Here is a 25,969-nt window from a genome sequence, read left to right as displayed (position 1 = left end):
AACTCCTTGGAGAGTGGCGGGGCTAGGGACAGAATCTAGCGCTAAATGACTGGCCTTGAACACTTCTGGCGGGCGCCTGTCGCCGTTTGTCTTCTATATACAGCCGCTGGGTTGAATTTCTTGCTATAAACGCACTCCGATAAACGCCCAAAGCTTGCCGCAGAGCAATTTAAGGGCTTTGTCAGACAAATTCCCTGTCTTTTCAGTTGCTGAGGCCGCCCCTCGGCCTTAGACTGCCGCCCCCTCGTAAATTGACTGCTGGGTGGCGCTTGGAATGTATGGCGCCTTTGCGAAACCTGGCAGGTTGACCGGAACGCATCCTGATTCGCCTTAATGCACGTATTTTTTATAGAGAAATCAATGACAAAGGATAAGTTGCTGGCCATGCCGGCGGATGACTACATGAATGCCGAGCAACAGGCTTATTTCACTGAGCTGCTGCAAAACATGAAGGTGGAAACCCACGAGCGTATCGAGCAGAACCGTATCGCCATTGAAAGCCTGGACACCCCGGCAGATCCGGCTGACGCGGCTTCGGTCGAAGAAGAGCGCACCTGGCTGGTGAACGCCATTGACCGTGACCAGCGCATGCTGCCTCAGCTGGAACGTGCCCTGGAGCGCATCGCTGACGACAGTTTTGGCTGGTGCGACGACAGCGGCGAGGCTATTGGCCTCAAGCGCCTGCTGATCAGCCCGACCACCAAGTACTGCATCGAAGCTCAAGAACGTCACGAGCAGATCGACAAGCACCAGCGTCAAGCTTGATTCGCGCGGGTCACCCTTAGAGGGTTGCCGCAAACAAATCGCAACTTGCAACAGCGTCCGAGGCGGATGTTGCTGCAGGTTGCGATTTTTGCGTTTGGCGTAATGCTGGTCATTGTAGGAGCGAGCTTGCTCGCGATGAACTCAAAGACAGCGCGTTTGTTCAGGTTATACGCGTCATCGTTAACGTTCATCGCGAGCAAGCTCGCTCCTACGCGCGATTGTTACCGGTTACGCAACTAAATAGTGCAGGCACATCGCTATTTCCCCATTCGGCTATTCATTACCATAGGCCTATTGATAGGAAGCTAATGAATATCCCGAGGGGGGTTCATGCAATGTAAGGTCGATGTTGCCGTGATGATTGGCAGTGGTGTGCCTGCCGGGTTGCGGGCGTTGGGGCAAGCAGTGTGCTGGGTGGTCCTGCTCAATGGCGAGCAGTACGGAACGGCCTTTGGCAGCCGCACAGAGGCGCAAGCCTGCAAGGATGCCTGGTTGGCGCAGTTGAATGCCGGGCAGCCCGAGAGGCCACGGGCCGCAGCAGCGAAAGTCTGATCAGCTCTTCAGGGCGCCTTGATCGACGGCGAGCTTGAGGGCCTTGGCCGACTCCATGGCCGCGACGGCAGCCACTTCGCAGGTCTTGAACCAGCGGTCTTTTTCGACCTGGTGATAGGTGATGGTGGTCAGCGGTGGTTTGGCACGCATAACAATCACTGCCTGGAATTCGCCGTCGATTTCTCTGGCTTCGCCCCGGATGAAAAACTCGCCGATATCAAATTCGGTCACGTGCGCCTTCCCTTGGAAATTATTCTATTGATTGCAACGCAGTCCGCCGAGGAGGCTGGGTCTCAATGGTCGGGCAGTATGGCAGTTGTTGCGGGGAGGCGGCGCAGTTATGTCATTGGTATGACGAAACACCTGCGCCGGTTTACATGGCGGTTACTTAGTGGCTGGCTTCGAAGGTGCGGGCGAGGGCACAGGCTTCGTTGTGGCTCATACGGAAACCCCTTACACGACCTGTAGCGGTTTCTGTGATATGAAAGAAGCCATTCCCAGCGAGTATGACTTGATAACGCAATTGAAGCGGTGCTGGAAAAAGCTCGCCGATCGCCCTGCAAGTCCCGTCGTGAACGGTCTGTGGCGAATAGTGGCGGTTGCTGGTGATTAGGCTGGCAAGGTGTTGTGAGTACATAGGAATTCCTTTTCTATGGTTTGCCGACGGTCGCACGTCACTTTCAGTAGTCTAGGAGCGCTTGGCTGCTCTAGAATCCTCCACTGACTGGAGGTAGGTGCTCATCTAAAGCAATTTTCTTCAGGCTATATGTCAGAAAAATGCTTTTTTTTATGAGCTTTTTCCCTAAAGTTGATAGTCCAGTATTCTCTGATCGTTAGAAGGAACATTTCCTTCAACATCCGACGACTGCCAGAGACGACGGTGCGAGTGGTTATCCAGTAGCCTGCTCGTGCCTTGCGATGAAGCGGTGCTCTACCGGCTTCACGATGACAGCCTGGGCCATTGTTGCGACATCTTCGGTACGGCCGTTTTTTTTGCTGCCTGTTTTTCTGCCGGCAGTGTCATTTCTGATGTGGGGATATTTCGTTGGCAGTAAGTAATCTCGATATGCACGCTTTGTTTGTGCTGGGTGATTTGCGCGCAAAGCTGGTTAAGCAGTTTCAATCTCGTTTCGTCTACATCACCGAGCAAAACCCCGAAGGTATCTACGTCGCCGAGATCGATACCGAGTCGGCCCTGGTGGTGGATGACAAACAGCGCCTTGAACTCAAGGTCGGCGATCATTTTCGCGCCGCGGTATTACCCAGCCGCGAAGGCGGCAAGTTGGAAATCAAGTTTCGCGAAATCAAACTGACGGTCTACGGCCTGGGTGATTACGCGTTCGTCACCACTGCCGATGGCCAAGCCATCGTGTTCAAGGAAGGCCATAGCGTGGTCACCGTGTTTGCTGCGCATCAGCAACTGCAGGAAGGCCTGACCAAGACCCTGAAGGCCGTTACCGCCAAGGCAGCGAAGTTCCGCAAGGGTGAGTTGGTGTCGTTCAAGGCCAGTGAGTAATGAGCCTGTCCCGGGCTGATTTTCATCAGCAGCACCAGGCACGCGCCCACGCCCATGCACTGCAGTTGTTCGCCGAAAAGGCGGTCATGCAAGGTGCCTGGCTGAACTGGGTGGCTTCACAGCTCTACCTGTTGCGCCCGGCGGAGTACGCCAGCATGGTGCGTCGAGAGTTGCAGCAGCTGCAGGAACCGCCCGCCCGATAAACCTCGTCCCGCGATCACTGGACCCTCTACTGCAGTCAATTGACTGAATAAGCAGCGGCTGGCTTTTTTCCTGCGCCAGGCGGTCCTGACATCGCTCAGGCACCGATCCACTTTACCGACCTGAACTGGCAGCGCGGCAGCCAGGCCTGCGCAGCGTAAGCGAACTGAGGGGCACGGAGATATTGCTCATACCGATCGGCGTTTCATTGATAAATCGCAAAGCATTGAGGATTAGTCTGGTCTAGGCTGTTTTTTCTGCCAACGATTCAAGGAAACTCGATCATGACCTTCGTGCTTGCTCAATGGCTTGCAGGAGCATTTGTGGTGATCAGCCTGATCCATGTGTACTGGGCGCTGGGTGGTCAATGGGCCAATGATGCGGTAGTGCCCTACGTCCCGACGCCCGAGGGCAAGGGGTTGCGCCCGGCTTTCAAACCTTCGTCACTGGGCACCCTGGCGGTAGCCGTCGGGCTGCTGCTGATTGCCCTGATGGTGAGCTTGCGAGTGGGACTGCTGGTGCCACAGATTCAACATTGGTCGCTGCAATGGTTGATCAGCGCGATTGCCCTGCTGATGTTTGCCCGGGCCATTGGTGATTCGGACCTGGTGGGGTTCTTCAAGGAGCAGGTCGGGTCGAAGTTCGCGCGCCTCGACACCTGGGCCTTTTCCCCCCTGTGCGTAGTCCTGGGAGCGGGGCTGCTGACCGTCGCCTGGGTCTGAATCAGCCTCTCAACTACCGCTCTCGTTGCGCCGGCTGCTGACTTCAGCCGGCACGTCATCGCCCGCCATGCGCTTGCGGAACAACGCCGCGCGCGCCAGCAGCAGGGTCGTCACCGGCATGGTGATCGACAGCAGTATCGGGATCAGCCACGCATGTAGCACCGGACTGGACTTGAGCGTCGAAAAATAGATGATCGACGCCAGCGCTACGCACCAGGCCCCCAGGGTCGAGGCCAGTGCGGGCGGGTGCATGCGCTGGAAGTAATCCTTCAGGCGCACCATGCCGATGGCACCGATCAGGGCGCTCAGGCTGCTGATGACCAGCAAAATGGCGACGGTGATCTCGACCCACAGGGGCAGTTGAGAAGCCTGGTTCATTCGATCACCTCGCCGCGCAGGAGGAATTTCGCCAGGGCAAAGGAGCCGACGAAGCCGAACAGCGCAATCAGCAGCGCCGCTTCAAAGTAGGTGTCACTGGCATAGCGGATGCCCAGCACCAGCATCATCAGCATGGCGATGATGTACAGGTAGTCCAGCGCCAGGACCCGGTCCTGGGCCGAGGGGCCTTTGAACAAGCGGATCAGGGTCAGCACCATGGCCAGGGAAAACACGAACAGGCTGAACACAATCGCATTCGAGAGCAGGGCACTCATTCGAAGATCTCCATCAGGGGGCGCTCGTAGGTCGCCTTGAAATGCTCGATGAATTGCGCTTCGTCCTCCAGGTCGAACACATGCAGCAGCAGAATGCTGCGATCCAGTGCCAACTCCGACCAGACCGTGCCGGGCACCACCGTGGTGATCATCGACAGCGCCGCCAGGCCGTTGGCGTCGCGCAGGTCCAGCGGCACCTTGACGAACCGTGAGCGCGGCGGGCGTCGCTTGGCATTCAGGACGCCCCAGGCCACCGCCAGGTTCGACCCCAGCACGTCACGCCCCACCAGCAGGAACAGGCGCAGGACCACCCCCGGGCGGCGGATGCGGATCGGTAGCGGGCGCAGCTTGCGCATCATCAGCGGGGCACAGAAGCCCAGCAGCGCGCCGAGCAACAGGTTGCCCGGGCTGACTGAAAGGTTCAGCACCAGCCACAGTACCCACAGCGCCAGGGATAGCCAGGGAGCCGGAAACAGACGCCTCATGGGTGCACCTCCTGCGCGGCGGCCTGGGCTTCCGGACTAGGCACGGCGCGGGTGCCGAGCACGGCCATGACGTACTGCTGGGGATTGTTCAGGGTGTCGGCGGCGGCCTGGGTGAAACGCATCAGCGGTTCGGCCTTGAAGGTCAGCAAGATGCTCAGGCCCAGCAAGGCGATGATCGGCACGCACTCCAGGCGCCGCAGGACCGGTGGCTGGCGCTCTTCCGGGGTCCAGAAACGCTGGATGCCCAGGCGCGAGAACGCGATCAGCGAAGCCAGCCCGGACAGGATCAACAATGCGAGCAGGCACCAGGCCGCAGTCGACACCGGCTGGCCCGAGGACGCGCCGAGCCCCAGCGGGTTGAGCAGGGCGCTGAGCAGGCTGAGCTTGCCGATAAAGCCCGAGAGTGGCGGCATGCCGATGATCAGCAGGGCGCAGGCAATGAAGCTGAGGCCGAGAAAGGCCATGGTCCAGGGAATCACCTGGCCGACCACGGCTTGCTGTTCGTCGTCGAGGTTGATGCCCTTGGTCGGCGGGCTTGCTCCGAGTGGACGTGGCAGCGCTTCGACTTCGTCGTCCAGGGGGATTTCCACCGCCGTGCGCGAACGCTCGATCAGTTCCGCCAGGAGAAACAGCGCACTGAGGGCCAGGGTCGAGCTGACCAGATAGAACAACGCCGCTGCCACCAGGTTCGGTTGGGCAAAGCCGATGGCCGAGAGCAGGATGCCGGCCGAGACCAGGATGCTCAGGCTGGCCATGCGTTCCAGGCGGCGCGCGGAGAGGATCGCCAGCGCCGCGCAGACAATGGTCGCCATGCCGCCGTAGATCAGCCAGTCACCGCCGAAATACGCCGAGGCTCCGGCCTGCCCGGAAAACAGCAGGGTCCACAGGCGCAGCAGGGTGTAGACGCCGACCTTGGTCATGATCGCGAACATCGCCGCCACCGGCGCACTGGCCGAGGAGTAGGCCGGCACCAGCCAGAAGTTCAGTGGCCACATCCCGGCCTTGGCCAGGAACGCCACCGCGAGGATCGCCGCGCCGGCATGCAGCAGGCCTCGATCGGCTTCGGGCACCAGGGGAATCTTCAGCGCCAGGTCGGCCATGTTCAGGGTGCCGGTAACGCCGTAGATCAGCGCCGCGCCAATCAGGAACAGCGAGGAGGCCAGCAGGTTGATCGAGATGTAGTGCAGGCCCGCGGATACCCGGGTGCGGCCCGAGCCGTGCAGCATCAGGCCATAGGAGGCCGCCAGCAGTACTTCGAAGAACACGAACAGGTTGAACAGGTCGGCCGTCAGGAAGGCGCCGTACAGGCCCATCAGTTGAATCTGGAACAGCGCATGGAAACTGGCCCCGGCCCCGTCCCAGCGGGCCATGGCGAACAGCAGGGCGCTGACGCCGATGATGCCGGTCAGGACCAGCATCAAGGCCGACAGGCGATCGACCACCAGCACGATGCCGAACGGCACCGGCCAGTTGCCGGGCAGGTACACGCCGATGGAGTTGGGGACACCCTGTTGCTGGGTCCAGTACAGCAGCATCACCGAGATCCCCAGGCCGATCAGGCTGGAAAACAGGTTGAGCCGGGCCTTGAGTGGGCGATGTTTTTCCCCCAGCAGCAGCATCAAGGCCGCCGTCAGTAACGGCAGGAGAATGGGGGCGGCGATCAGATGTTGCATCCAGTTCATTCTTTAGGCTCCCGGCCATCGACATGGTCGGTGCCGGTCAGGCCCCGGGATGCCAGCAACACCACCAGGAACAGCGCGGTCATGGCAAAGCTGATGACGATGGCGGTGAGTACCAGCGCCTGGGGCAGGGGGTCGGTGTAGTTCAGCAGGTCCTGGGGTACGCCGTCCTTGATGATCGGCTCCTTGCCGATAAACAGGCTGCCCATGCTGAAGATGAACAGATTGACCCCGTAGGACAGCAGGCACAGGCCCATCACCACCTGGAAGGTCCGCGGACGCAGTACCAGCCAGACCCCGGAGGCCGCCAGTACGCCAATGGCAATTGCGATGACTTCTTCCATCAGGCAGCTCCTGGCTTGGCAATGGGTTTGGGCTGGCTGCTCGGTTTGTGGCCACGCACCGATTGGTGCGCTAGGGCCGTCAGGATCAACAGGGTCGAACCGACCACCACGGCATACACGCCGACGTCGAAGAACAGCGCGCTGGCGATATGGATATCACCCAGCAGCGGCAAGCTGAAGTGCCAGGTATGGGTGGTCAGGAACGGATAGCCGGCCACCATGGCACCGAGGCCGGTGACGCTGGCGAACAACAGCCCGGTGCCCATCCAGCGCAACGGACGCAGGCTCATCTGTGCCTCGACCCATTGGGTACCGGCCACCATGTACTGCAGGATGAACGCCACCGACATCACCAGGCCGGCGACAAACCCGCCGCCAGGCTGGTTGTGCCCGCGCATGAACAGGTAGAACGAGACCACCAGGGCAATCGGCAGCAGCAGGCGCACCAGCACGGCCGGGACCATCATGAAGCCCAGGGCGGTGTCGCTGGCTTGGCGCGGGTTGACCAGATCGGTGACCACGTCGGGTGCCAGCAGGCGCTGTTGCGCCGGCAGTTGCATGCTTTCCTTGGGTGGGCGGAAACGCCGCAGCAAGGCGAACACGGTCAGCGCCACGGCCGCCAGCACGGTGATTTCACCCAGGGTGTCGAAGCCGCGGAAGTCCACCAGCATCACGTTGACCACGTTGCTGCCGCCGCCTTCGGGCAAGGCGCGGCTGAGGTAGAACGAGGAAATGTCGTTGGGTGTCTGGCGGGTCAGCATGGCGTAGGACAGCAGCGCCATGCCGACACCGACCGCGATCGACAGCAGCAAGTCGCGCAGACGGCGAACCTTGGCCCGGGCTTCGCTGCCCGGCAGTGGCGAGACTTCTTCGATCCGCCGTGGCAACCAGCGCAGGCCGAGCAGGATCAGTACCGTGGTCACCACCTCGACCACCAATTGGGTCAGGGCCAGGTCCGGGGCCGAGAACCAGACGAAGGTGATGCAGGTCATCAGGCCGCAGACACTGACCATGGTCAGGGCGGCAAGACGGTGGTACTTGGCCTGCCAGGCGGCGCCCAGGGCGCAGACAATCGCCAGCAGCCACAGGGTGACGAAGACAATCGACCCTGGGATCTTCGGTCGGTCGCCCCAACTGATACCGCTGCCCAGCATCGGGATCAACCCGGCCAGCACTGCCGCCAGTACCAGCAGGAACAGTTGTGCCTGCAGGCGCTTGGTGCTGATCCGTCGCTCCAGGCGGCGGGCCAGGCGCATCATCACCACCAGGCTGCGTTCGAACAGGCGCTTGCCGTTGAACCGGCCAATCAGCGGCGGGTACTTGAAGCGCCCGTGCTTGAACTGGTTGCGCAGCAGCAAATAGAGAATGATGCCGCAGGACATGGCGATCAGGCTCATGATCATCGGCGCATTGAGGCCGTGCCAAATCGCCAGGCTGTACTCGGGCAAGGTGCCACCGACTACCGGCAAGGCGGCAGCGGCCAGCAGCGGGCCGACCACCTGGGCCGGGAAAATCCCCACCAGCAGGCAGGTGAACACCAGCAACTCGACCGGCGCGCGCATCCAGCGTGGAGGCTCGTGAGGGGTATGGGGCAGGTCGGTGGCGGTCGGGCCGAAGAACACGTCGACCGTGAAGCGCAGGGAGTAGGCGACGCTGAAGGTGCCGGCGATGGTCGCGATGATCGGCAGGCTGGTCTCGACCCAGGCGGTGGCGTTGATGAACACCGTTTCGGCGAAGAACATCTCTTTGGAGAGGAAACCGTTGAGCAACGGCACGCCGGCCATCGAGGCGCTGGCGACCATGGCCAGGGTGGCGGTGAACGGGATCAGGCGGATCAAGCCACTGAGCTTGCGGATGTCACGGGTGCCACTTTCGTGGTCGATGATCCCCGCAGCCATGAACAGCGAGGCCTTGAAGGTCGCGTGGTTGAGAATGTGGAACACCGCTGCCACTGCCGCCAGCGGGCTGTTGAGGCCGAGCAGCAGGGTGATCAGGCCCAGGTGGCTGATGGTCGAGTAGGCCAGCAGGCCCTTGAGGTCATTCTGGAACATGGCGCAGTAGGCGCCGAGCAACAGGGTGCAGGCCCCGGCGCCGCTGACGATGTAGAACCATTCTTCGCTGCCGGACAGCGACGGCCACAAGCGCGCCAGCAGGAAGACGCCGGCCTTGACCATGGTTGCCGAGTGCAGGTAGGCCGAGACCGGTGTCGGTGCGGCCATGGCGTGGGGGAGCCAGAAGTGGAAGGGGAACTGTGCGCTTTTGCTCAAGGCGCCGATCAGGATCAGGGGTAACAGAATGGGGTAGAGCGCGTGGGCGCGAATCAGATCGCCGGCGGCCAGGACCTGGTCAAGGTCGTAGCTGCCGACGACATGGCCAAGCAGCATGACCCCCGCCAGCAGGCACAATCCACCGGCACCGGTGACCATCAACGCCATGTACGCGCCTCGGCGGGCGTCGGCGCGGTGGTGCCAGTAGCCGATCAACAGGAATGAGAAGAGGCTGGTCAGTTCCCAGAAGAACACCATTTGAATCAGGTTGCCGGAGATCACCAATCCGAGCATGGCGCCCATGAACGCCAGGAAAAACGCGAAGAAGCGCGGTACCGGGTCTTCGGGCGACATGTAGTAACGGGCGTAGAGCGACACCAGGGTGCCGATGCCCAGCACGAGCATGGAAAACAGCCAGGCGAACCCGTCCATGCGCAGGACGAAGTTCAGGCCGAGGCTGGGCAGCCAGGAGAACTCTTCGCGAATCACCCCGCCGTCGGCGATTTGCGGGTACAGCAAGGCTACCTGGATGGTGCCGACGAGGGCGACCAGTCCAGCGAGAATCGATTCAGCATTACGTGCATTGTGGGGCAGCAAAGCCGCCAGACAGCTGCCAATGAATGGCAGAAGCAGTAGAACTATCAGGGACATAGGCTTCTATTCTGCGCAAGTTTGTGAAGGATCATACTTGCCGAGGCCCGGATCACCAACTGCCAAGCTGTGGCAGAATCCTACAAGTTAGACTGAATTTACCTGTTTATCATTGTTTCGGTGGTGGGTAGATGTATGTGCATATCCGTTACTGCGGTGATGGCTACTTAGGGTTGCGCCCTGCTTTGCCTGGCTGGAACGTATCCCCTGTGGGAGCGGGCTCGCCCGCGATGGCGATCACCACACACCACAAATCTGGGCAATACCCCAACCCCCCGTAGCAGCCGCCTTCAACGCCTAAACAGCGTCCTGCACCTCGACGTCAGCCTTTTCCTTGGCCCTCCACTCACTGACAATCACCGCCAGCACGATCAACCCCGCGCCAACCAGCGCCAATCCTGGCAACCGTTCCCCGGCAATCCTTCCGACAATCCCGGCCCACACTGGCTCGCCGGCGTAGATCAAGGTCGCGCGCGTTGGTGAGACGCTTTTTTGTGCCCAGTTCATCGCCAGTTGAATCGCGGCGCTCGCGGCGCCCAGGCCGAGGGCGCTGGCCAGTAGGAACCAGGAGAATCCGGGAATGACTTCCCCGGTCGGTACAATCATCAGCAGCGCCAGGATCGAGGTGGTCGCCAGTTGCACCACCGTGACCCGCCGCACATCGACACGGCCGGCGTAGCTGCTGATCAGGATGATCTCGACGGCGATGGCCACGGCACTGATCAAGGTCACCAATTCGCCGGCATTGAAATTCAGCGATGCCCCGGCCGGGCCGCAGATCAGCATCAATCCGGCAAAGGCCAGCATGATGCCGATGCTGGGCATCAGCCCTGGCCGACGCCCCATCACCAGCCATTGCAGCAAGGGCACGAACGGCACATAGAGCGCGGTGATGAAGGCCGACTGGCTGCTGGGGATGGTCTGCAGGCCGACTGTTTGCAGGCCGTAGCCGATCATGATCGCGGCGCCGATGAAGAACCCCGCCCTGAGCTCGAACAGGGTCAGGTCACGCAAGCTGCGCCAGGAGAACAGGGCCACCAGGCACGCGGCGGCGGCAAAGCGCAGGCCGACGAAGAACATCGGTCCGCTGACGGTCATGGCGTGTTGCACCAGCAGGAACGTGCCGCCCCAGATCATGGTGATCAGCACCAGCACGCACTCGGCCTTGCTTAAACGCAGGCGCGGGGAAGAGGGTTTGCAAGGGGGTGTCGGCGTCATGGTCTTGCGCGCTTCCTGAGTGGGACGCACAATGCGTCGACAGTTGGGCAGTATACTGCGCAATCAAAAAAGTGAGCAATATAGTGCACAAAGACCATGGCCAACGCGCCTCCGTCCTGCAACACGTCAGCCAGAATGTTCGCCGCCTGCGCCATGCCGCCGAACTGAGCCAGACTGCGCTGGCAGAAAAGTCCGGGGTCAGCCGGCGGATGCTGGTAGCCATCGAGGCTGGCGAGAAGAACGTCAGCCTGACCACCCTCGACCGGGTTGCCGAAGCGCTGGACGTGGCCTTCAGCGACTTGGTCCAAGCCCCCGACGCCCGTGACCCCAGTCGCATCAACGAGCTGGCCTGGGCCGGGGCAATCCCCGGCAGCCAGGCGGTGTTGTTGGCCAAGGCCAGCGCCAGTCGCGAGGTAGAGCTATGGCAATGGCGGCTAGAGCCCGGCGAGAACTATCTGTCGGAAGCGGATGCCGAAGGCTGGAGTGAACAGGTGTATGTCTTCGAGGGTTGCCTGACGGTGGTGCTGGGCGATGAGGAACGGCTATTGTCGAGCGGTGAGTTCATCAGTTTTGCCAGCGACCGCACCCACGCCTATCGCAACGATGGCGCCGTGGCTGTCAGGTTTGTCCGTAACGTGGTGATCTAAACCTCATGTAGATTCTCTAAAAGCTATCTAAATCATTGAATTAAAAATAATTATGAGAAATTCATGAGCGAGATTCCCTGTGAGCAAACACCGCCGGATTTGCGTAGCGCCGATATCCTGATTGTCGGCGGTGGCTTGAGTGGTGCACTGCTGGCAGCGCAATTGATGCGCCTGCCGGGCCGACGCCAGGTGCTGGTGATCGAACCGCGCGCCGAATTGGGTCGTGGTGAGGCCTACAGTGCCGTCGAACTGGGCCATACCCTCAATGGCAACGCGGCGCGGATGAGCGTCGATCCGGACAATGCCGATGACCTGAGCCAATGGCTGAGCGCCTTCATCGCCACCGGTGGCTGGCCGGAATCGGCAGAGCAAGCGGTGCCGGTTGCCGAGTTGTTCCCGCCGCGGGGGCTGTTCGGGGTCTATGTGCAACAGCGCCTGGCGCAAGCGCAGGAACAGGGTGCCCTGCAGGGCTCGAGCGTCGAGCATGTGCGCGGCGAAGTGGTGGACCTGCAGGTCGATGCCCAGGCGACCTGGTTGACCTTGAGTGACGGCAGCCGGCTACGCGGTGAGTTTGCGGTGCTGGCCACTGGCATGTTCCCGGCGGCGAGAACCCCGCAAACCCACTCCAGCGGGATCAACGCAGCGGCGCTCGATCCCTGGGACGTGGCGGCGATGGCGGAACTCGATCCGCACGCGACAGTGATGATCATCGGCTCCGGCCTGACCATGGTCGATGCCGTGGTCTCATTGGAGCAGGCCGGCCACCGTGGACCAATCGAAGTGTTCTCCCGCCACGGCCTGTTGCCGCATGTGCGGCGGCAACCGCCGGAGTGGGTGGATTTCCTGGCCCTGGACCCGGACATCCGCAGCCCCCGACAACTGCTTCACGAGGTGCGCCGCCAGTGCCGGGCGGCGCTGGCCCAGGGCATCGACTGGCAAGCGCCGCTGGACACCGTGCGCGCTCATATCGCGCGCTTGTGGAGCCAGGCCACGGACGTGCAGCGCCGGCAGTTCGTGCGGCATGTGCGGCCCTGGTGGGAAAGCCATCACCACCGTTCGCCACCCCTGAGTGCCAAATTGGTGGCCCGTTTGCATGAGCAGGGACGGCTGCGGATTCACGCAGCGTCGTTCAAGGGCCTGCTGCCGGCGCACGAGGGTCGGCTCAGCCTGGCGCTGCGGCGACGCGGCGAGTCTGAGATAACGGTGGTCGGCGGCGATGCCTTGATCAACTCCAGTGGCATCGAATACGACTGGCGCCGGGTTGCCCGGCCATTACCCCGGCAGTTGCTGGTCCGTGGCTTGATCCAGCCGGGGCCGCTGGCCCTGGGGATTGCCGCGCGAGCCGATGGGGCAGTGATCGACGCCCAGGGCCAGGTCGCCCAACGGCTGTTCGCCATGGGTCCACCCTTGCGGGGCATGTGGTGGGAAAGTACCGCGGTGACGGATGTGGCAAGCCAGGCCAAGGCGCTGGCGCAGCGTTTGGTACGCAGGGGCTGATATGCCCCCCGCTGTTGGAGCTCAAGCAAGCAGTCCTGCGCACGTTTGACGAGTAGGTGGCGGTGTGTCAGGCAGCATCGATGTTGACTGTGCTGGCCTCATCGCGAGCAAGCCGCAAGCGGGCGCTCGCTCCTACAGTGATTTTGGCTGTTCACAGATTCTGTAACCACATCAACCCTGTGGGAGCGGGCTTGCCCGCGATTGGCCGGTTGGGTCGCCGTGTCCTGCAGATATAGGGGCGGCGAGGACTGCGTCCTCGAACGCAGCCTCGCGGGCTCGACAGCTGCTACGGGGATTGGGGGCATACCAGGGATTTGCTGTGTGGCAGAGATCATCGCGAGCAAGCTCGCTCCTACAGTAGAGATTCGTACACCAGGCAAAGCAGGCCGGCCTGACCCCATCAACGGATATGCCCAAAAACCCGAGATCAAAAGATCAGGTCAAGACAGAAATCCCCCATCCACATTCAACGAAACCCCAGTGGTATAGCTGGACGCATCGCTCGCCAGGTACAGCACCGCGCCCGCCATTTCACTCGGCGCAGCCACGCGCTTGAGCGGGATCTGTTGCAGTGCGGTATTGAGGATCGCGTCGTTCTTGACCAGCGCCGAGGCAAACTTGGTGTCAGTCAGGCCCGGCAGCAGGGCGTTGCAACGAATGCCGAACTGCGCACATTCCTTGGCAAAGACCTTGGTCATGTTGATCACCGCGGCCTTGGTCACCGAGTAGATGCCCTGGAAGATACCCGGCGAGATGCCGTTGATCGACGCCACGTTGATGATGCTGCCGCCCCCGTTCTCGCGCATCAGCTTGCCGGCTTCCACCGACATGAAGAAGTACCCACGGATATTCACATCGACGGTTTTCTGGAAGGCCCCCAGGTCCGTGTCCAGCACGTTGCAAAACTGCGGGTTGGTGGCCGCATTGTTGACCAGGATATCCAGGCGGCCGAACTGTTCGCGGATCCCGGCAAAGACCTGGCTGATCTGCTCCATTTCTCCAATGTGGCAAGCAATCGCAGTAGCCTTGCCGCCTTCGGCGGTGATGGCGTCGGCCACGTGCTGGCAACCCTCGAGCTTGCGGCTCGACACGATCACATGGGCGCCTTGCTGAGCCAGCAGCCGGGCAATGGCTTCACCGATGCCACGGCTGGCGCCGGAGACAAACGCGATCTTGCCGTCGAGGTCGAACAACTGAGTCTTGGACATGGTTTTTCCTTGTGAGGGGGCGTGGCGCCGGAAGGGCGGTCAGAGGCTGGATTTGTGGATCACTTGCAGGCTCATCTGCTCCAGCAGTTTGTTCATCGAGATGAACTGCGCAAAGCGTTTGTCCTGGGTCTGGCCATGGAAGAAGCGGTAGTAGATCTGCTGCACGATACCGGCCAGGCGGAACAGCCCGTAGGTGTAGTAGAAGTCGAAATTGTCGATCTGGATGCCTGAGCGTTCGGCGTAGTAATCGACGAACTCACGCCGGGTCAGCATGCCGGGGGCATGGCTGGGTTGGCGGCGCATCAGTTGCACTGGCGCCGGGTCGGCGGCCTCGATCCAGTAGGCGAGGGAGTTGCCCAGGTCCATCAGCGGATCGCCCAGGGTGGTCAGCTCCCAGTCCAGCACGCCAATGATCTGCATTGGGTTGTGAGGGTCGAGGATCACGTTGTCGAAGCGATAGTCGTTGTGTACGATGCTCGACGTCGGGTGGTCGGCTGGCATCTTGTCGTTGAGCCAGGCCTTGACCGCCTCCCAGCTCGGCGCATCCGGGGTCAGGGCCTTGTCATAGCGCTCGCTCCAGCCACGAATCTGCCGCGCCACATAACCTTCAGGCTTGCCCAGGTCGGCCAGGCCACAGGCCTGGTAGTCGACGCCATGCAACTCGACGAGCTTGTCGATGAAGCTCTTGCACAGTGCCTGGGTCTTTGTCGCATCCAGGCCCAGCTCCGGTGGCAGTTCGGAGCGCAGGATGATGCCCTTGACCCGTTCCATTACATAGAACTCGGCGCCGATCACCGCTTCGTCGGTGCAGTGCACGTAGGCTTTGGGGCAGTACGGGAACCCGTCCTTGAGCTGGTTGAGGATGCGGAACTCGCGGCCCATATCATGGGCGGACTTGGCCTTGTGGCCAAAGGGCGGGCGACGCAGGACAAATTCCTGCTCGGGGTATTCCAGCAGGTACGTCAGGTTCGACGCACCGCCGGGGAACTGGCTGATCTGTGGCAACCCGCTCAAGCCCGGAATGTGGGCCTTGAGGTACGGATCGATCAGGCTGGCATCGAGTTCTTCGCCTGCGCGAATACGGGTGGACTGGTCGTTAAGCGCCATGCTTATCCCTTCTGCTTATTCTGGATGGCAGGAATTATTGGCTAATCTAATGCGCACACCCGGCACCCACAACCACGGCGGCCCTTTATAGGTGAGCGTGTTGCCGGCTAATCATTGCTTTTGATACAGGCGTTTGAAAGTGCTTCAGCGCAGCGCGCGCCGAACCGCCGGTGGCAGTTCTATGGGGGTCAGCAGCGGGCGACTGGAGAAGAACGCCAGCAGGTTCTGCCCCACCAGTTCCACGGTGCCCTGGGTCGCTTCGGGCGACAGGCCGGCGACGTGAGGGGTGAGGATCACATTGTTCAGGGCCTTGAGCGCATCCGGCACCTGGGGTTCGTCATCGAACACATCCAGGGCGGCGCCGGCGATCCGGCGCTGCTCCAGGGCGCTGATCAAGTCGCTGGTGACGATCACGCTGGCGCGGGCAATGTTGACGATAAAACCGTGGGGACCGAGGGCGTCCAGCGCCTGCTTGTTGATCAGGTGCTGGGTGCCCAGGCCGCCCGGGGTGCAAACCATCAGAAAGTCCGAGGCCCGCGCCAGTTCGGTGGGGGTGGAGCAGAAGTCATAGGGCACGTCGTTGCGCACCTGGCGGTTGTGGTAACTGACGCTCATGTCAAAACCATTGGCCGCGCGCTTGGCGATAGCCATGCCCACCGCACCGAGCCCGAGTATGCCCAGGCGCTTGCCGGCGAGGGAGGGGCGCATGATTTTCGGCCATTCGCCGCGGCGCACTGCCGAATCGGCCCGGGGAATGTCACGCACCAGTGCCAACAACAGGGCCATGGCATGGTCGGCCACCGATGAGGCGTTGACCCCCGCACCATTGGTCACGCGAATGCCCCGGTTGCTGGCGGCCTGCAGATCGACCTGCTCGTAGCCGGCGCCGATCACGCAGATGATCTTCAGGTTGGGCAGGGCGGCGATTTCTTCGGCATACAGACCCAGTGGCCCGCGAGTCAGCACTGCGTCGATTTGCCCGCCGTAGGTGTTGATGGCTTGGGTGCGTTCGGTAGGAGTGGGGGCGAGGATCAGGTGAAAGCCTTGGTGTTCGAGAATCGGCAGGTAGTCGTTGATGGTTTCAACCAGTACCAGGACAGTTGCGGGCATGCTCGGCTCCTTTAGGCATTGAATGAGGGTCACATCACACTGCTGAAGATTGCTGGCTGGCGCAGCGTTTGGCAATGGGCTCGGCGGGGTGGGTTGCGTGGCGTCAAAGCACCGTCGAGCAGGTTTTTTTGCAGGGTTAGTGGAAAAAAACCGCCTGATCATCTGATCTGCACCACCGCTCCTCAGCTAAGTCTTTGCTTCTGTTGATTAATCCCGGACAATCGCGCCCCTGTTTCGGCCGGGGCGCTGCCTGTCAGCTTTTTCTGACTCGCCCTGACCGAGTGGCAAGTGACCGGAATGCGGAGATCCGACCGGATGAATGATCAGGCCAATAGCGTTGATGAACGTTATGAAGCGGCGGCACCAGCAAGCCTCACTAGCTGGAATCGTCATGACACCACCTGGATGCTGGGCCTGTTTGGCACGGCGATTGGTGCGGGAACCTTGTTTTTGCCGATCAACGCAGGTGTTGGCGGTTTCTGGCCGCTGTTGATCCTGGCGCTGCTGGCATTCCCCATGACCTTTTATGCACACCGGGGCCTGACCCGCTTCGTGTTGTCCGGTCGCGAGGGCGCCGACATCACCGAGGTGGTCGAAGAGCATTTCGGCCTCAAGGCCGGCGCACTGATCACCTTGCTGTACTTCTTCGCGATCTTTCCGATCCTGCTGATCTACAGCGTCGCTTTGACCAACACCGTTGGCAGCTTCCTTGAGCACCAGTTGCACATCATGCCGCCACCGCGGGCGATCCTGTCGTTCGTGCTGATCCTTGGCCTGCTGGCGGTGGTACGTTGTGGCGAGCAAGTGATCGTCAAGGCGATGAGCCTGATGGTCTACCCGTTCATCGTCGCGCTGCTGTTCCTGGCGGTGTTCCTGATTCCGCACTGGAATGGCGGCATCCTCAGTACTGCTAGCACCCTGCCAGAGCCTTCGGCGTTGCTGCATACGCTGTGGCTGGCGATTCCGGTGATGGTCTTCTCGTTCAACCACTCGCCGATCATCTCGGCGTTCGCGGTAGACCAGAAGCGTCGTTATGGCGTCCACGCCGAAGAACGCAGCTCGCAGATCCTGTCCCGCGCTCACCTGTTGATGGTGGCGATGGTGCTGTTCTTCGTCTTCAGTTGCGTATTGACCCTGTCGCCTGCGCAGTTGGCCGAAGCCAAGGCGCAGAACCTGTCGATCCTGTCGTACCTGGCCAACCACTTCAGCAACCCGACCATCGCGTTCGTGGCGCCGTTGATTGCGTTCGTGGCGATCTCCAAGTCGTTCCTGGGTCACTACATCGGTGCCAGTGAAGGCCTCAAGGGGTTGATCGTGAAAAGTGGCAAGCGTCCGGGTGCCAAGGCCCTGGACCGCATGACTGCGGCGTTCATGCTGGTGGTGTGCTGGATTGTCGCGACGCTGAACCCGAGCATCCTGGGCATGATCGAGACCCTGGGTGGGCCGATCATTGCGGCGATCCTGTTCCTGATGCCGATGTACGCGATCCGTAAGGTGCCGGCGATGGCGCGGTATCGTGGTCAGGCGTCGAATGTGTTTGTCACGGCGGTAGGGTTGGTGGCGATTACAGCGCTGATTTATTCGTTTATTGGGTGATTTGGTTGTTTCGTTTGTAGAGAATGCGGCTGATCCAGTTTGTGGGTTGGCCGTTTTTTTTGGCTTGGGGTGGGGGGCATAACAACGGATATGCCCCCAACACAAGAGCCACCACATTCCCCGAGCACAAAAAAACGCCGCGTATCTCACGACACGCGGCGTCTTCTACAACAACTAAGCCTTAGGCTTGAACAACCGGGATGTTGGCGTTCGCAGCGGCTTCACGGAACTCGGCGATCTGGTCGAAAGACAGGTAGCGGTAGACATCGGCCGCCATGCTGTCGATCTTGCCAGCGTATTCCATGTACTCCTCGACGGTCGGCAAGCGACCCAGGATCGAAGCCACGGACGCCAGCTCGGCCGAAGCCAGGTAGACGTTCGCACCATCACCCAGACGGTTCGGGAAGTTACGGGTCGAAGTCGACACCACGGTCGAGTTCGGCTCTACACGTGCCTGGTTACCCATGCACAGCGAGCAGCCCGGCATTTCCATGCGCGCGCCAGCTTTGCCGTAGATGCCGTAGTAGCCTTCTTCGGTCAGCTGGTGAGCGTCCATCTTGGTCGGCGGCGACAGCCACAGACGGGTTGGCAGCTGACCCTTGACCTGCTCCAGCAGCTTACCGGCAGCGCGGAAGTGACCAATGTTGGTCATGCACGAACCGATGAACACTTCGTCGATCTTCTCGCCAGCAACGCTGGACAGCAGACGGGCGTCGTCCGGATCGTTCGGCGCGCAGAGAACTGGCTCCTTGATCTCGTTCAGGTCGATTTCGATGATTTCCGCGTATTCGGCGTCAGCATCGGCAACCATCAGCTCAGGGTTGGCAATCCAGGCTTCCATCGCTTGGGCGCGACGTTCCAGGGTGCGCGCGTCGCCGTAGCCTTCGCCGATCATCCAGCGCAGCAGGGTGACGTTGGAGCTCAGGTACTCGGTGATCGACTCTTTCGACAGCTTGATGGTGCAACCGGCAGCCGAACGTTCGGCCGAGGCGTCGGACAGCTCGAAAGCCTGTTCGATGCTCAGGTTGTCCAGGCCTTCGATTTCCAGGATGCGGCCGGAGAAGGCGTTCTTCTTGCCTTTCTTCTCTACGGTCAGCAGGCCAGCCTGGATCGCGTAGTAAGGAATGGCGTGAACCAGGTCACGCAGGGTGACGCCCGGTTGCATTTCGCCTTTGAAACGCACCAGGATCGATTCCGGCATGTCCAGTGGCATCACGCCAGTGGCTGCGGCGAACGCTACCAGGCCGGAACCGGCCGGGAACGAAATGCCCATCGGGAAACGGGTGTGGGAGTCACCACCGGTGCCGACGGTGTCCGGCAGCAGCATGCGGTTCAGCCACGAGTGGATGATGCCGTCGCCCGGACGCAGGGATACGCCGCCACGGGTCATGATGAAGTCAGGCAGGGTGTGGTGGGTGGTCACGTCGATCGGCTTTGGATAGGCCGCGGTGTGGCAGAAGGACTGCATCACCAGATCGGTCGAGAAGCCCAGGCACGCCAGGTCTTTCAGTTCGTCACGGGTCATTGGACCGGTGGTGTCCTGGGAGCCGACGGTGGTCATCTTCGGCTCGCAGTAGGTACCAGGACGAACGCCTGCTACGCCGCATGCCTTGCCGACCATTTTCTGCGCCAGGGTGAAACCCTTGGTGCTTTCGGCAGGTGCTTCAGGCTTCTTGAACAGGTCCGAAGGTGGCAGGCCCAGTTCGGCACGTGCTTTTTCGGTCAGGCCGCGGCCGATGATCAGCGGAATACGGCCGCCAGCGCGAACTTCGTCCAACAGTACTGGCGTCTTCATTTCGAAGGTGGTCAGGACTTCGTCGGTGCCGTGCTTGCAGACTTTGCCAGCATGCGGGTACAGGTCGATCACGTCGCCCATGTGCATGTTGGTGACGTCGAATTCGATTGGCAGTGCGCCAGCATCTTCCATGGTGTTGTAGAAGATCGGAGCGATCTTGCTGCCGAAGCAGAAACCGCCAGCGCGCTTGTTCGGCACGTAGGGAACGTCGTCGCCGAAGAACCACAGCACCGAGTTGGTAGCCGATTTACGCGACGAACCGGTACCGACCACGTCGCCGACGTAGGCGATCGGGAAGCCGGCGTTGCGCATTTCTTCGATCTGCTTCATCGGGCCGGTGACGCCTTGCTGGTCAGGCTCGATGCCTTCACGGGCCATTTTCAGCATGGCCAGGGCGTGCAACGGGATGTCTGGACGGGACCAGGCATCAGGTGCAGGGGACAGGTCGTCGGTGTTGGTTTCGCCGGTGACCTTGAATACGCGCAGGCTGATCTTGTCGGCCAGGGTCGGGCGGTTCTTGAACCACTCGCCGTCAGCCCAGGATTGCAGGACGCCTTGGGCGTGTGCGTTGCCGTTCTTGGCTTTTTCCGCGACGTCGTGGAACGCATCGAACATCAGCAGGGTGTGCTTGAGTTGGGCGGCAGCGACCGGGGCCAGTTCGGCGTCGTCGAGCAGGTCAACCAGGGTCACGATGTTGTAGCCGCCCTGCATGGTGCCGAGCAGTTCTACAGCGCGTTTTTTGTCGATCAGAGGGGAAGTGGCTTCGCCCTTGGCCAGGGCGGACAGGAAACCAGCCTTGACATAGGCTGCTTCGTCCACGCCAGGTGGAACGCGATTGGTGATCAGGTCCAGCAGAACGGCTTCTTCGCCAGCCGGGGGGTTCTTCAGCAGCTCGACCAGGCCTGCAGTTTGTTCGGCGTTAAGCGGCTGGGGAACGATACCCAGTGCTGCGCGCTCTTCGATATGTTTGCGGTAGGCTTCAAGCACAGTTATTACCCTCATCAGTGGTCCCAAATGGGTGTCCGGGACGCTCATCCCGAAATTGCCGTACTCATGCGCTGCGTGGCGTTGTGGGCCGCTTAGCCAGAATTACCGACAATTCCTTACAGAAGCTGCTTTCAAAGTTTTACGCCTGCAGAACGGGAGCTGATGAGGGTTGGCGCAAGGTTTTTCACCGCTGAAAAACCCTTCGCCAACACCGCTCTGAAGGAACGACTGTGCTCGTGACGCTTTGAAAACAGCTTCTAACGGACATTGGCGCCTAAAAAGGCTGGCTGATTCTACGGCAAAAAAAAATTAAAGGTAAGTTCGACCCTGAACTTTGAGGGGTGATGAATGTTAGACAAAGGGCTAACATGCCGGCCTGTCCTGCTTTCTCGCGTCCTGCCTACCTATGCCCAATCAGACTATCAAGACCCCCTGCATCGGCCTCTGCTCCACTGTTTACGGGGATCTGGTGTGCCGTGGTTGCAAGCGTTTCCACCATGAAGTGATCCATTGGAACGGTTACAACGAGGAAGAAAAACGCGCTGTGTGGCTGCGTCTTGAGCAGTTGCTGGTGCAGGTGATGGCCGGCAAGCTGGAAATTTTCGATGCCAAGCGCCTGCGCGAGCAGCTGGAATCACGAAAAATCCGCTTTGTGCCCCATCAGTCGGAATATTGCTGGGCCTATCAGTTGATTGCCCGTGGGGCGCGGGTGATCAACAACCTGGAGGCCTATGGGATGGTGCTGCTGCCGGAGTTTCGCGAGTGGAACCTGCCGGAGCTGCGTGATGCCATTGATCGGGAATTTTTCCTTTTGTCCGAGGCGCATTACCAGCGCTACATCGCCCCGGGTTTTCTCAAGGATGTATTTGGCGGCTAGGTTAAAAAAACCTCGCCGGCAAGCCGACGCCCAAGGTGGAGTTGGCTCACCAGCGAAGGCGCCTCATCAGGTCTCGCTAGACGCCAATTCCTCCAGGTGATCCATGATCTCCTGCGGCTTGAGCACCAGCACGTCGCTTTCCAGCGAGTCGAGCACCACTTCCGCGGTATTGCCGATCAACGCCCCCGAGAATCCGCTGCGCGCCACGCTGCCGATCACCGTCACCGCCGCCTGCAGCTTGTGGGCCATGTGCGGAATCAATACATCGGCCGGGCCTTCCTCGACATGCAGGTGCTCGTCATCGATGTCGAACTCGGCCTGGAACGCCTTGCAGTCTTCGCGATAGCGCGCCTCGATGGTTTCCTTGAGCTGGAACACCGGGTCGGCGGCCGACAGCATCGGCGACGGATGCGCGGTGATCACATGCAGTTGGGCCTTGGCCAGGTGAGCGATGTCGAACCCATGATCGACGATGGTGGCGTGCAATACCCGATGTTCGGGGTCGTTGTTCCCCACATCGATGGCCGCAAGGATAGTCCCGCCGGTCCAGGGTTTGGCGGTTTTCACCAGTAGCACCGGGCTCGGGCACTGGCGCAGCAGCTTCCAGTCGTCCGGGGTCAGGAGGAATTTTTTCAGCGGATTGTCGGCAAAGTGCTGCTTGACCACCAACCCGCAGCCTTCGGCCTGCTGCACTTCGACGATAGTGTCGTGCACGGTTTCGTTCCAGGCTTGCTCGGTGGTAACGCTATGGCCTTCGCCCACCAGACTGGCCTTGAGCACGCTCAACAGTGCCGAGTGATCATGCTTTTTATCGCAAATCAGCAAATGCAGGTGCGCCTGGGTGACCCCGGCGATCAACTTGGCGCGCTTGAGCGCCAGGCTTTCGTCGGGGGAGGGCTCAATCACCACCAGAATGCTGCGGATGTCTTGCATGGTCAGGATCTCCGATGACAAAAAATAAGCGTGTTGAACAACTATAGATGCTGGTGGTGATCCAGGGCCTTGATGCATATCAAGTGCAGCGACTGGTGGTCTGCCGGCAGCCCGGTATAATCGCGCCTCGCTTTGAACCTTTTGCCCGTGAGCCCCATGTCATCGATCCCTGAAATCCTCGCCGTCCTGCCCCATGGTCCTGTTGAACTGTCGGAAGTGAGCCAATGATCCTTCCCGAGATTCACGAGTTCCTTGGTTGCCGGACGCCGGACGGTTGGGTTCAGGCGGCGCTGGCCGATCAGGAAACCCTGCTGATCGACCACAAGAACTGCGAGTTCAAGGCCGCCAGCACAGCGTTGAGCCTGATTGCCAAGTACCACTCCCATGTTGACCTGATCAACCTGATGTCGCGCCTGGCCCGTGAAGAACTGGTGCACCACGAGCAGGTCATGCGCCTGATGAAGAAGCGCAAGATCGCGCTGCGCCAGCTGTCAGCCGGGCGTTACGCCTCGGGCCTGCGCAAGGTGGTGCGCAGCCACGAGCCGGTCAAACTGGTGGACACCCTGGTGGTCGGGGCCTTTATCGAAGCGCGCAGTTGCGAGCGATTCGAGGCACTGGTGCCGCACCTGGACGAGGAACTGGGCAAGTTCTACTTTGGCCTGCTGAAAAGCGAAGCCCGGCACTTCCAGGGATACCTGAAGCTGGCCTACCAGTACGGCGACGCCAAGGACATTGCCCAGGTAATCGAGCGGGTCCGCGCTGCCGAGCAGGAGTTGATCGAGTCGCCGGACGTCGAATTTCGCTTCCACAGTGGTGTCCCGGCCGCCGCCTGACACCCGCCGGGTAATTGTCAAAGAACCCGGGGCAATTGTTAAAAACTCTTAAGAGTATGAAAGATCACTGAAAACCGTCCGCCAAGGGCGGTTTTTGCCGTCTGTCGTCTGCGTCCCGCCGCCGATTGGCGCCATAATGCGACCCCTTCACTCAAGGCGTGGTCGACGGTCGTTATGGATAACCTGGGTTTTGGCAAAGTATTGCTGGTGGAAGACGACGAAAAGCTCTCCGGGCTGATCGCCTACTTCCTGTCCCAGCACGGCTTCGAAGTGCGGCAGGTGTATCGCGGCGACCTGGCCCTGGCCGCGTTCATCGAGTTCAAGCCGAAGATGGTCGTACTCGACCTGATGCTGCCGGGCCAGAGCGGGCTGCACCTGTGTCGCGAGATCCGCAGCCTGTCCGATACCCCCATCGTCATCCTCACTGCCAAGGAGGATGACCTCGACCACATCCTCGGCCTGGAGTCCGGTGCCGACGACTATGTGATCAAACCGATCAAACCACCGGTGCTACTGGCCCGCCTGCGTGCCCTGCAACGCCGCCAGGTCCCGGAAAGCACGGTGCGCGGTTCGCTGGAGTTCGGCGGGCTGCTGATCGATCGCAGTTGCCGCGAAGTGCGCCTGGCCGGCGAGCTGATCGAACTGACCACCATGGAGTTCGAGTTGCTGTGGTTGCTGGCGAGCTCGGCCGGCAAGACCCTGTCCCGGGACGACATCCTCAACCGCATGCGTGGCATTGCCTTCGACGGCCTCAACCGCAGCGTCGACGTGTACATCAGCAAGCTGCGGGCCAAGCTCAAGGACAACCCGCGCGAGCCGGTGTGCATCAAGACCGTGTGGGGCAAGGGCTACCTGTTCAATCCGTTTGCCTGGGAGCTCTAGATGCTGCGTCTGTTCTTTGGCCTGTTCCTGGTGCTGGCGATTGGTCTGGTGGCGGCCATCGAGGTGGTGGACCGGACCTTTACCGCGGTCCTCGACGGTGACCTGAAAACCTATAACCGCGAGGCGGTGCGCGGGCCCGCCTATTCTCTGGTGGAGCAACTGCGTGAGCTGGATGGGCCGGGCCGCCAGGCGCAACTGGAAAAACTGCGACCCCATTACGGCCTGCGCCTGCAGTTGGTCGAGCCGGCCGAGTTGGCGCTGAGCGACACCGAGCGGGCTGAGCTGGCGGATAACCTGATGGTGGTCCGCGACACATACACCCAGTTCATCTCGCGCATCGACGACGGCGAGCAACTGCTGAGCATCAAGCTGCCGGAGGAGCCCAGCCGCACCACCATCTACATGCTCCTGGCCTACAGCATGCTCGGGGTGTTGCTGGGCATCGTGCTGATCTTCTGGGTCCGCCCGCACTGGCGTGACCTGGAAAAACTGCGTCTGGCCGCCGAGCGCTTTGGCGACAATGACCTGACGGCGCGGATCCAGTTGTCCAAGCGCTCGAACATTCGTGACCTGGCCGAACACTTCAACCAGATGGCGGCGCGCATCGAAGGCCTGATCGCCAACCAGCGCGAGCTGACCAACGCGGTGTCTCATGAACTGCGCACGCCGATTGCGCGACTGTCGTTCGAACTGGACCAGCTCAGGCAGCAGGCTGATCCGAGTGCCAACAAGGCGCTGATCGCCGACATGTATGCCGACCTCGGCGAGCTGGAGGAGATGGTCTCCGAGCTGTTGACCTACGCCAGCCTGGAGCGCGGCGCGACGGTCATCAGCCGGGAAAACATCCAGGCCAACAACTGGCTCGACAGCGTGGTCGGCAGTGTAGCGCTGGAGGCCGAAGCGGCCGGGGTGCAGTTGCTGATCGTCGAGTGCCAGCTAGCGCAAGTGCGCCTGGAGCCGCGCTTCATGGCCCGGGCGGTGATCAACCTGCTGCGCAACGCCATTCGGTATGCCGAGCAGCGGGTGGAAGTGTCGTTGGTGCGTAACGGCGATCACTATGAAGTGCGGGTCAATGACGATGGCCCCGGCGTGCCGGTGGAAGGGCGGGAGAAGATCTTCGAACCGTTCTCGCGCCTGGACGCCAGCCGCGACCGCCGCACAGGAGGCTTCGGCCTGGGGCTGGCACTGGTGCGGCGAGTGTCGCAATCCCATGGCGGGCACGTGCACGTGACGGACTCGCCATGGGGCGGCGCGTCGTTTCGCATGACCTGGGCGCACCTGGATTAACCAGCAAACCCCACAATGACGGTGTTCACAACACAAGACTGTGAGCGACAGCAACCCCTGTGGGAGCGAGCTTGCTCGCGATGGTCGTCAACGATTACACGTACATTCAGGATGCCCGCAGCGCTCTCCAGCTCATCGCGAGCAAGCTCGCTCCCAC

25 protein-coding genes and 1 pseudogene are annotated in these 25,969 nt (G+C 61.1%); 12 read left to right on the top strand and 14 right to left on the bottom strand.

The genetic code is table 11. The features are described from left to right. Positions 1 to 360 precede the first annotated feature (360 nt). Together QMK50_RS03585 and QMK50_RS03580 are read left to right on the top strand one after the other, a co-directional pair. Positions 361 to 765, top strand: a complete 405-nt coding sequence (locus tag QMK50_RS03585; RefSeq protein WP_095171462.1) for a TraR/DksA family transcriptional regulator — start codon at positions 361 to 363, stop codon at positions 763 to 765. A 330-nt stretch (positions 766 to 1,095) separates the two neighbouring features. Next, positions 1,096 to 1,317: a hypothetical protein gene (locus QMK50_RS03580; protein ID WP_159996795.1), complete on the top strand. Its 222-nt coding sequence runs from the start codon at positions 1,096 to 1,098 to the stop codon at positions 1,315 to 1,317. Here QMK50_RS03580 and QMK50_RS03575 read toward each other — a convergent pair whose 3' ends face one another. Together QMK50_RS03575 and QMK50_RS27320 are read right to left on the bottom strand one after the other, a co-directional pair. Then, positions 1,318 to 1,548 (bottom strand): hypothetical protein, encoded by a 231-nt coding sequence (locus QMK50_RS03575; RefSeq protein ID WP_095171458.1) that lies wholly within the window; start codon positions 1,546 to 1,548, stop codon positions 1,318 to 1,320. 157 nt (positions 1,549 to 1,705) lie between these two features. After that, the gene (locus QMK50_RS27320; protein ID WP_401131024.1) at positions 1,706 to 1,954 is read right to left on the bottom strand and encodes a hypothetical protein; all 249 of its coding nucleotides are present in this window, start codon (positions 1,952 to 1,954) and stop codon (positions 1,706 to 1,708) included. A 429-nt stretch (positions 1,955 to 2,383) separates the two neighbouring features. Here QMK50_RS27320 and QMK50_RS03570 point away from each other — a divergent pair, with 429 nt between their 5' ends. From QMK50_RS03570 to QMK50_RS03560, 3 genes are all read left to right on the top strand, one after another. Continuing rightward, a complete protein-coding gene (locus QMK50_RS03570; protein WP_095171455.1) occupies positions 2,384 to 2,833 on the top strand; it encodes a hypothetical protein in 450 nt (149 codons plus the stop codon). Continuing rightward, a complete protein-coding gene (locus QMK50_RS03565) occupies positions 2,833 to 3,036 on the top strand; it encodes a hypothetical protein (protein WP_159996793.1) in 204 nt (67 codons plus the stop codon). The genes QMK50_RS03570 and QMK50_RS03565 overlap by 1 nt, the downstream gene beginning before the upstream one ends. A gap of 282 nt (positions 3,037 to 3,318) precedes the next feature. Then, the gene (locus QMK50_RS03560; protein ID WP_095171451.1) at positions 3,319 to 3,756 is read left to right on the top strand and encodes a DUF3995 domain-containing protein; all 438 of its coding nucleotides are present in this window, start codon (positions 3,319 to 3,321) and stop codon (positions 3,754 to 3,756) included. 9 nt (positions 3,757 to 3,765) lie between these two features. On the opposite strand, the gene QMK50_RS03555 is transcribed toward QMK50_RS03560, so the two are convergent. The 7 genes and pseudogenes from QMK50_RS03555 to QMK50_RS03525 form a co-directional block, all read right to left on the bottom strand. After that, on the bottom strand, positions 3,766 to 4,134 hold the full coding sequence (locus QMK50_RS03555) for a Na+/H+ antiporter subunit G (protein WP_095171449.1): 369 nt from the start codon (positions 4,132 to 4,134) through the stop codon (positions 3,766 to 3,768). Beyond that, on the bottom strand, positions 4,131 to 4,409 hold the full coding sequence (locus tag QMK50_RS03550) for a K+/H+ antiporter subunit F (protein WP_095171447.1): 279 nt from the start codon (positions 4,407 to 4,409) through the stop codon (positions 4,131 to 4,133). The genes QMK50_RS03555 and QMK50_RS03550 overlap by 4 nt, the downstream gene beginning before the upstream one ends. Next, positions 4,406 to 4,894, bottom strand: a complete 489-nt coding sequence (locus QMK50_RS03545; protein WP_095171445.1) for a Na+/H+ antiporter subunit E — start codon at positions 4,892 to 4,894, stop codon at positions 4,406 to 4,408. Before QMK50_RS03545 ends, QMK50_RS03550 begins: the two co-directional genes overlap by 4 nt. Beyond that, the gene (locus QMK50_RS03540) at positions 4,891 to 6,576 is read right to left on the bottom strand and encodes a monovalent cation/H+ antiporter subunit D (RefSeq protein ID WP_159996789.1); all 1,686 of its coding nucleotides are present in this window, start codon (positions 6,574 to 6,576) and stop codon (positions 4,891 to 4,893) included. The genes QMK50_RS03545 and QMK50_RS03540 overlap by 4 nt, the downstream gene beginning before the upstream one ends. After that, positions 6,573 to 6,917 (bottom strand): Na+/H+ antiporter subunit C, encoded by a 345-nt coding sequence (locus QMK50_RS03535; protein ID WP_005789164.1) that lies wholly within the window; start codon positions 6,915 to 6,917, stop codon positions 6,573 to 6,575. Before QMK50_RS03535 ends, QMK50_RS03540 begins: the two co-directional genes overlap by 4 nt. Then, positions 6,917 to 9,835 (bottom strand): monovalent cation/H+ antiporter subunit A, encoded by a 2,919-nt coding sequence (locus QMK50_RS03530; RefSeq protein ID WP_320332559.1) that lies wholly within the window; start codon positions 9,833 to 9,835, stop codon positions 6,917 to 6,919. The genes QMK50_RS03535 and QMK50_RS03530 overlap by 1 nt, the downstream gene beginning before the upstream one ends. A 297-nt stretch (positions 9,836 to 10,132) precedes the next feature. After that, a pseudogene (locus tag QMK50_RS03525) lies at positions 10,133 to 11,142 on the bottom strand (DMT family transporter). On the opposite strand from QMK50_RS03525, the gene QMK50_RS03520 reads away from it, so the two are divergent. Together QMK50_RS03520 and QMK50_RS03515 are read left to right on the top strand one after the other, a co-directional pair. After that, on the top strand, positions 11,137 to 11,700 hold the full coding sequence (locus tag QMK50_RS03520; RefSeq protein WP_320332558.1) for an XRE family transcriptional regulator: 564 nt from the start codon (positions 11,137 to 11,139) through the stop codon (positions 11,698 to 11,700). The pseudogene QMK50_RS03525 and the gene QMK50_RS03520 overlap by 6 nt on opposite strands. Before the next feature lie 63 nt (positions 11,701 to 11,763). Beyond that, on the top strand, positions 11,764 to 13,197 hold the full coding sequence (locus tag QMK50_RS03515; RefSeq protein WP_320332557.1) for an FAD/NAD(P)-binding protein: 1,434 nt from the start codon (positions 11,764 to 11,766) through the stop codon (positions 13,195 to 13,197). Positions 13,198 to 13,637: 440 nt separating this feature from the next. On the opposite strand, the gene QMK50_RS03510 is transcribed toward QMK50_RS03515, so the two are convergent. From QMK50_RS03510 to QMK50_RS03500, 3 genes are all read right to left on the bottom strand, one after another. After that, positions 13,638 to 14,405 (bottom strand): SDR family oxidoreductase, encoded by a 768-nt coding sequence (locus QMK50_RS03510; protein WP_320332556.1) that lies wholly within the window; start codon positions 14,403 to 14,405, stop codon positions 13,638 to 13,640. A gap of 39 nt (positions 14,406 to 14,444) precedes the next feature. Then, positions 14,445 to 15,512 (bottom strand): phosphotransferase family protein, encoded by a 1,068-nt coding sequence (locus QMK50_RS03505; RefSeq protein WP_159996783.1) that lies wholly within the window; start codon positions 15,510 to 15,512, stop codon positions 14,445 to 14,447. 144 nt (positions 15,513 to 15,656) lie between these two features. Continuing rightward, positions 15,657 to 16,622 carry a 2-hydroxyacid dehydrogenase gene (locus QMK50_RS03500; RefSeq protein ID WP_320332555.1) on the bottom strand — a complete coding sequence of 322 codons (966 nt, stop codon included), beginning with the start codon at positions 16,620 to 16,622 and terminating at the stop codon, positions 15,657 to 15,659. Positions 16,623 to 16,937: 315 nt separating this feature from the next. On the opposite strand from QMK50_RS03500, the gene QMK50_RS03495 reads away from it, so the two are divergent. After that, a complete protein-coding gene (locus tag QMK50_RS03495; RefSeq protein WP_095171428.1) occupies positions 16,938 to 18,218 on the top strand; it encodes a serine/threonine transporter in 1,281 nt (426 codons plus the stop codon). Between the two features lie 181 nt (positions 18,219 to 18,399). Here QMK50_RS03495 and acnB read toward each other — a convergent pair whose 3' ends face one another. After that, positions 18,400 to 21,000, bottom strand: coding sequence for a bifunctional aconitate hydratase 2/2-methylisocitrate dehydratase (gene acnB, locus QMK50_RS03490; protein WP_095171427.1), 2,601 nt, complete (start codon positions 20,998 to 21,000; stop codon positions 18,400 to 18,402). Between the two features lie 406 nt (positions 21,001 to 21,406). Here acnB and QMK50_RS03485 point away from each other — a divergent pair, with 406 nt between their 5' ends. Beyond that, complete coding sequence (locus QMK50_RS03485) at positions 21,407 to 21,877, top strand: DUF1289 domain-containing protein (RefSeq protein WP_159996767.1); 471 nt, start codon at positions 21,407 to 21,409, stop codon at positions 21,875 to 21,877. A gap of 66 nt (positions 21,878 to 21,943) precedes the next feature. On the opposite strand, the gene QMK50_RS03480 is transcribed toward QMK50_RS03485, so the two are convergent. Next, on the bottom strand, positions 21,944 to 22,810 hold the full coding sequence (locus tag QMK50_RS03480) for a universal stress protein (RefSeq protein WP_159996765.1): 867 nt from the start codon (positions 22,808 to 22,810) through the stop codon (positions 21,944 to 21,946). A 224-nt stretch (positions 22,811 to 23,034) separates the two neighbouring features. On the opposite strand from QMK50_RS03480, the gene QMK50_RS03475 reads away from it, so the two are divergent. The 3 genes from QMK50_RS03475 (at position 23,035) to QMK50_RS03465 (ending at position 25,812) form a co-directional block, all read left to right on the top strand. Then, positions 23,035 to 23,643: a tRNA-(ms[2]io[6]A)-hydroxylase gene (locus tag QMK50_RS03475; RefSeq protein WP_159996763.1), complete on the top strand. Its 609-nt coding sequence runs from the start codon at positions 23,035 to 23,037 to the stop codon at positions 23,641 to 23,643. 174 nt (positions 23,644 to 23,817) lie between these two features. Beyond that, on the top strand, positions 23,818 to 24,525 hold the full coding sequence (locus QMK50_RS03470; protein WP_320332554.1) for a winged helix-turn-helix domain-containing protein: 708 nt from the start codon (positions 23,818 to 23,820) through the stop codon (positions 24,523 to 24,525). Continuing rightward, positions 24,526 to 25,812, top strand: coding sequence for an ATP-binding protein (locus QMK50_RS03465; RefSeq protein ID WP_320332553.1), 1,287 nt, complete (start codon positions 24,526 to 24,528; stop codon positions 25,810 to 25,812). The last annotated feature ends 157 nt before the right edge of the window (positions 25,813 to 25,969 follow it).

Source organism: Pseudomonas sp. P5_152 (assembly GCF_033989915.1).
Classification (GTDB): domain Bacteria; phylum Pseudomonadota; class Gammaproteobacteria; order Pseudomonadales; family Pseudomonadaceae; genus Aquipseudomonas.
This window is presented reverse-complemented; position numbering and strand designations above follow the sequence as displayed.

Coding starts and splice junctions, on each gene's coding strand:
- QMK50_RS03585 (WP_095171462.1), top strand. CDS start 361: ATGACAAAGGATAAGTTGCTGGCCATGCCGGCGGATGACTACATGAAT.
- QMK50_RS03580 (WP_159996795.1), top strand. CDS start 1,096: ATGCAATGTAAGGTCGATGTTGCCGTGATGATTGGCAGTGGTGTGCCT.
- QMK50_RS27320 (WP_401131024.1), bottom strand. CDS start 1,954: ATGTACTCACAACACCTTGCCAGCCTAATCACCAGCAACCGCCACTAT.
- QMK50_RS03570 (WP_095171455.1), top strand. CDS start 2,384: ATGCACGCTTTGTTTGTGCTGGGTGATTTGCGCGCAAAGCTGGTTAAG.
- QMK50_RS03565 (WP_159996793.1), top strand. CDS start 2,833: ATGAGCCTGTCCCGGGCTGATTTTCATCAGCAGCACCAGGCACGCGCC.
- QMK50_RS03560 (WP_095171451.1), top strand. CDS start 3,319: ATGACCTTCGTGCTTGCTCAATGGCTTGCAGGAGCATTTGTGGTGATC.
- QMK50_RS03555 (WP_095171449.1), bottom strand. CDS start 4,134: ATGAACCAGGCTTCTCAACTGCCCCTGTGGGTCGAGATCACCGTCGCC.
- QMK50_RS03550 (WP_095171447.1), bottom strand. CDS start 4,409: ATGAGTGCCCTGCTCTCGAATGCGATTGTGTTCAGCCTGTTCGTGTTT.
- QMK50_RS03545 (WP_095171445.1), bottom strand. CDS start 4,894: ATGAGGCGTCTGTTTCCGGCTCCCTGGCTATCCCTGGCGCTGTGGGTA.
- QMK50_RS03540 (WP_159996789.1), bottom strand. CDS start 6,576: ATGAACTGGATGCAACATCTGATCGCCGCCCCCATTCTCCTGCCGTTA.
- QMK50_RS03535 (WP_005789164.1), bottom strand. CDS start 6,917: ATGGAAGAAGTCATCGCAATTGCCATTGGCGTACTGGCGGCCTCCGGG.
- QMK50_RS03530 (WP_320332559.1), bottom strand. CDS start 9,835: ATGTCCCTGATAGTTCTACTGCTTCTGCCATTCATTGGCAGCTGTCTG.
- QMK50_RS03515 (WP_320332557.1), top strand. CDS start 11,764: ATGAGCGAGATTCCCTGTGAGCAAACACCGCCGGATTTGCGTAGCGCC.
- QMK50_RS03510 (WP_320332556.1), bottom strand. CDS start 14,405: ATGTCCAAGACTCAGTTGTTCGACCTCGACGGCAAGATCGCGTTTGTC.
- QMK50_RS03505 (WP_159996783.1), bottom strand. CDS start 15,512: ATGGCGCTTAACGACCAGTCCACCCGTATTCGCGCAGGCGAAGAACTC.
- QMK50_RS03500 (WP_320332555.1), bottom strand. CDS start 16,622: ATGCCCGCAACTGTCCTGGTACTGGTTGAAACCATCAACGACTACCTG.
- QMK50_RS03495 (WP_095171428.1), top strand. CDS start 16,938: ATGAATGATCAGGCCAATAGCGTTGATGAACGTTATGAAGCGGCGGCA.
- QMK50_RS03485 (WP_159996767.1), top strand. CDS start 21,407: ATGCCCAATCAGACTATCAAGACCCCCTGCATCGGCCTCTGCTCCACT.
- QMK50_RS03480 (WP_159996765.1), bottom strand. CDS start 22,810: ATGCAAGACATCCGCAGCATTCTGGTGGTGATTGAGCCCTCCCCCGAC.
- QMK50_RS03475 (WP_159996763.1), top strand. CDS start 23,035: ATGATCCTTCCCGAGATTCACGAGTTCCTTGGTTGCCGGACGCCGGAC.
- QMK50_RS03470 (WP_320332554.1), top strand. CDS start 23,818: ATGGATAACCTGGGTTTTGGCAAAGTATTGCTGGTGGAAGACGACGAA.
- QMK50_RS03465 (WP_320332553.1), top strand. CDS start 24,526: ATGCTGCGTCTGTTCTTTGGCCTGTTCCTGGTGCTGGCGATTGGTCTG.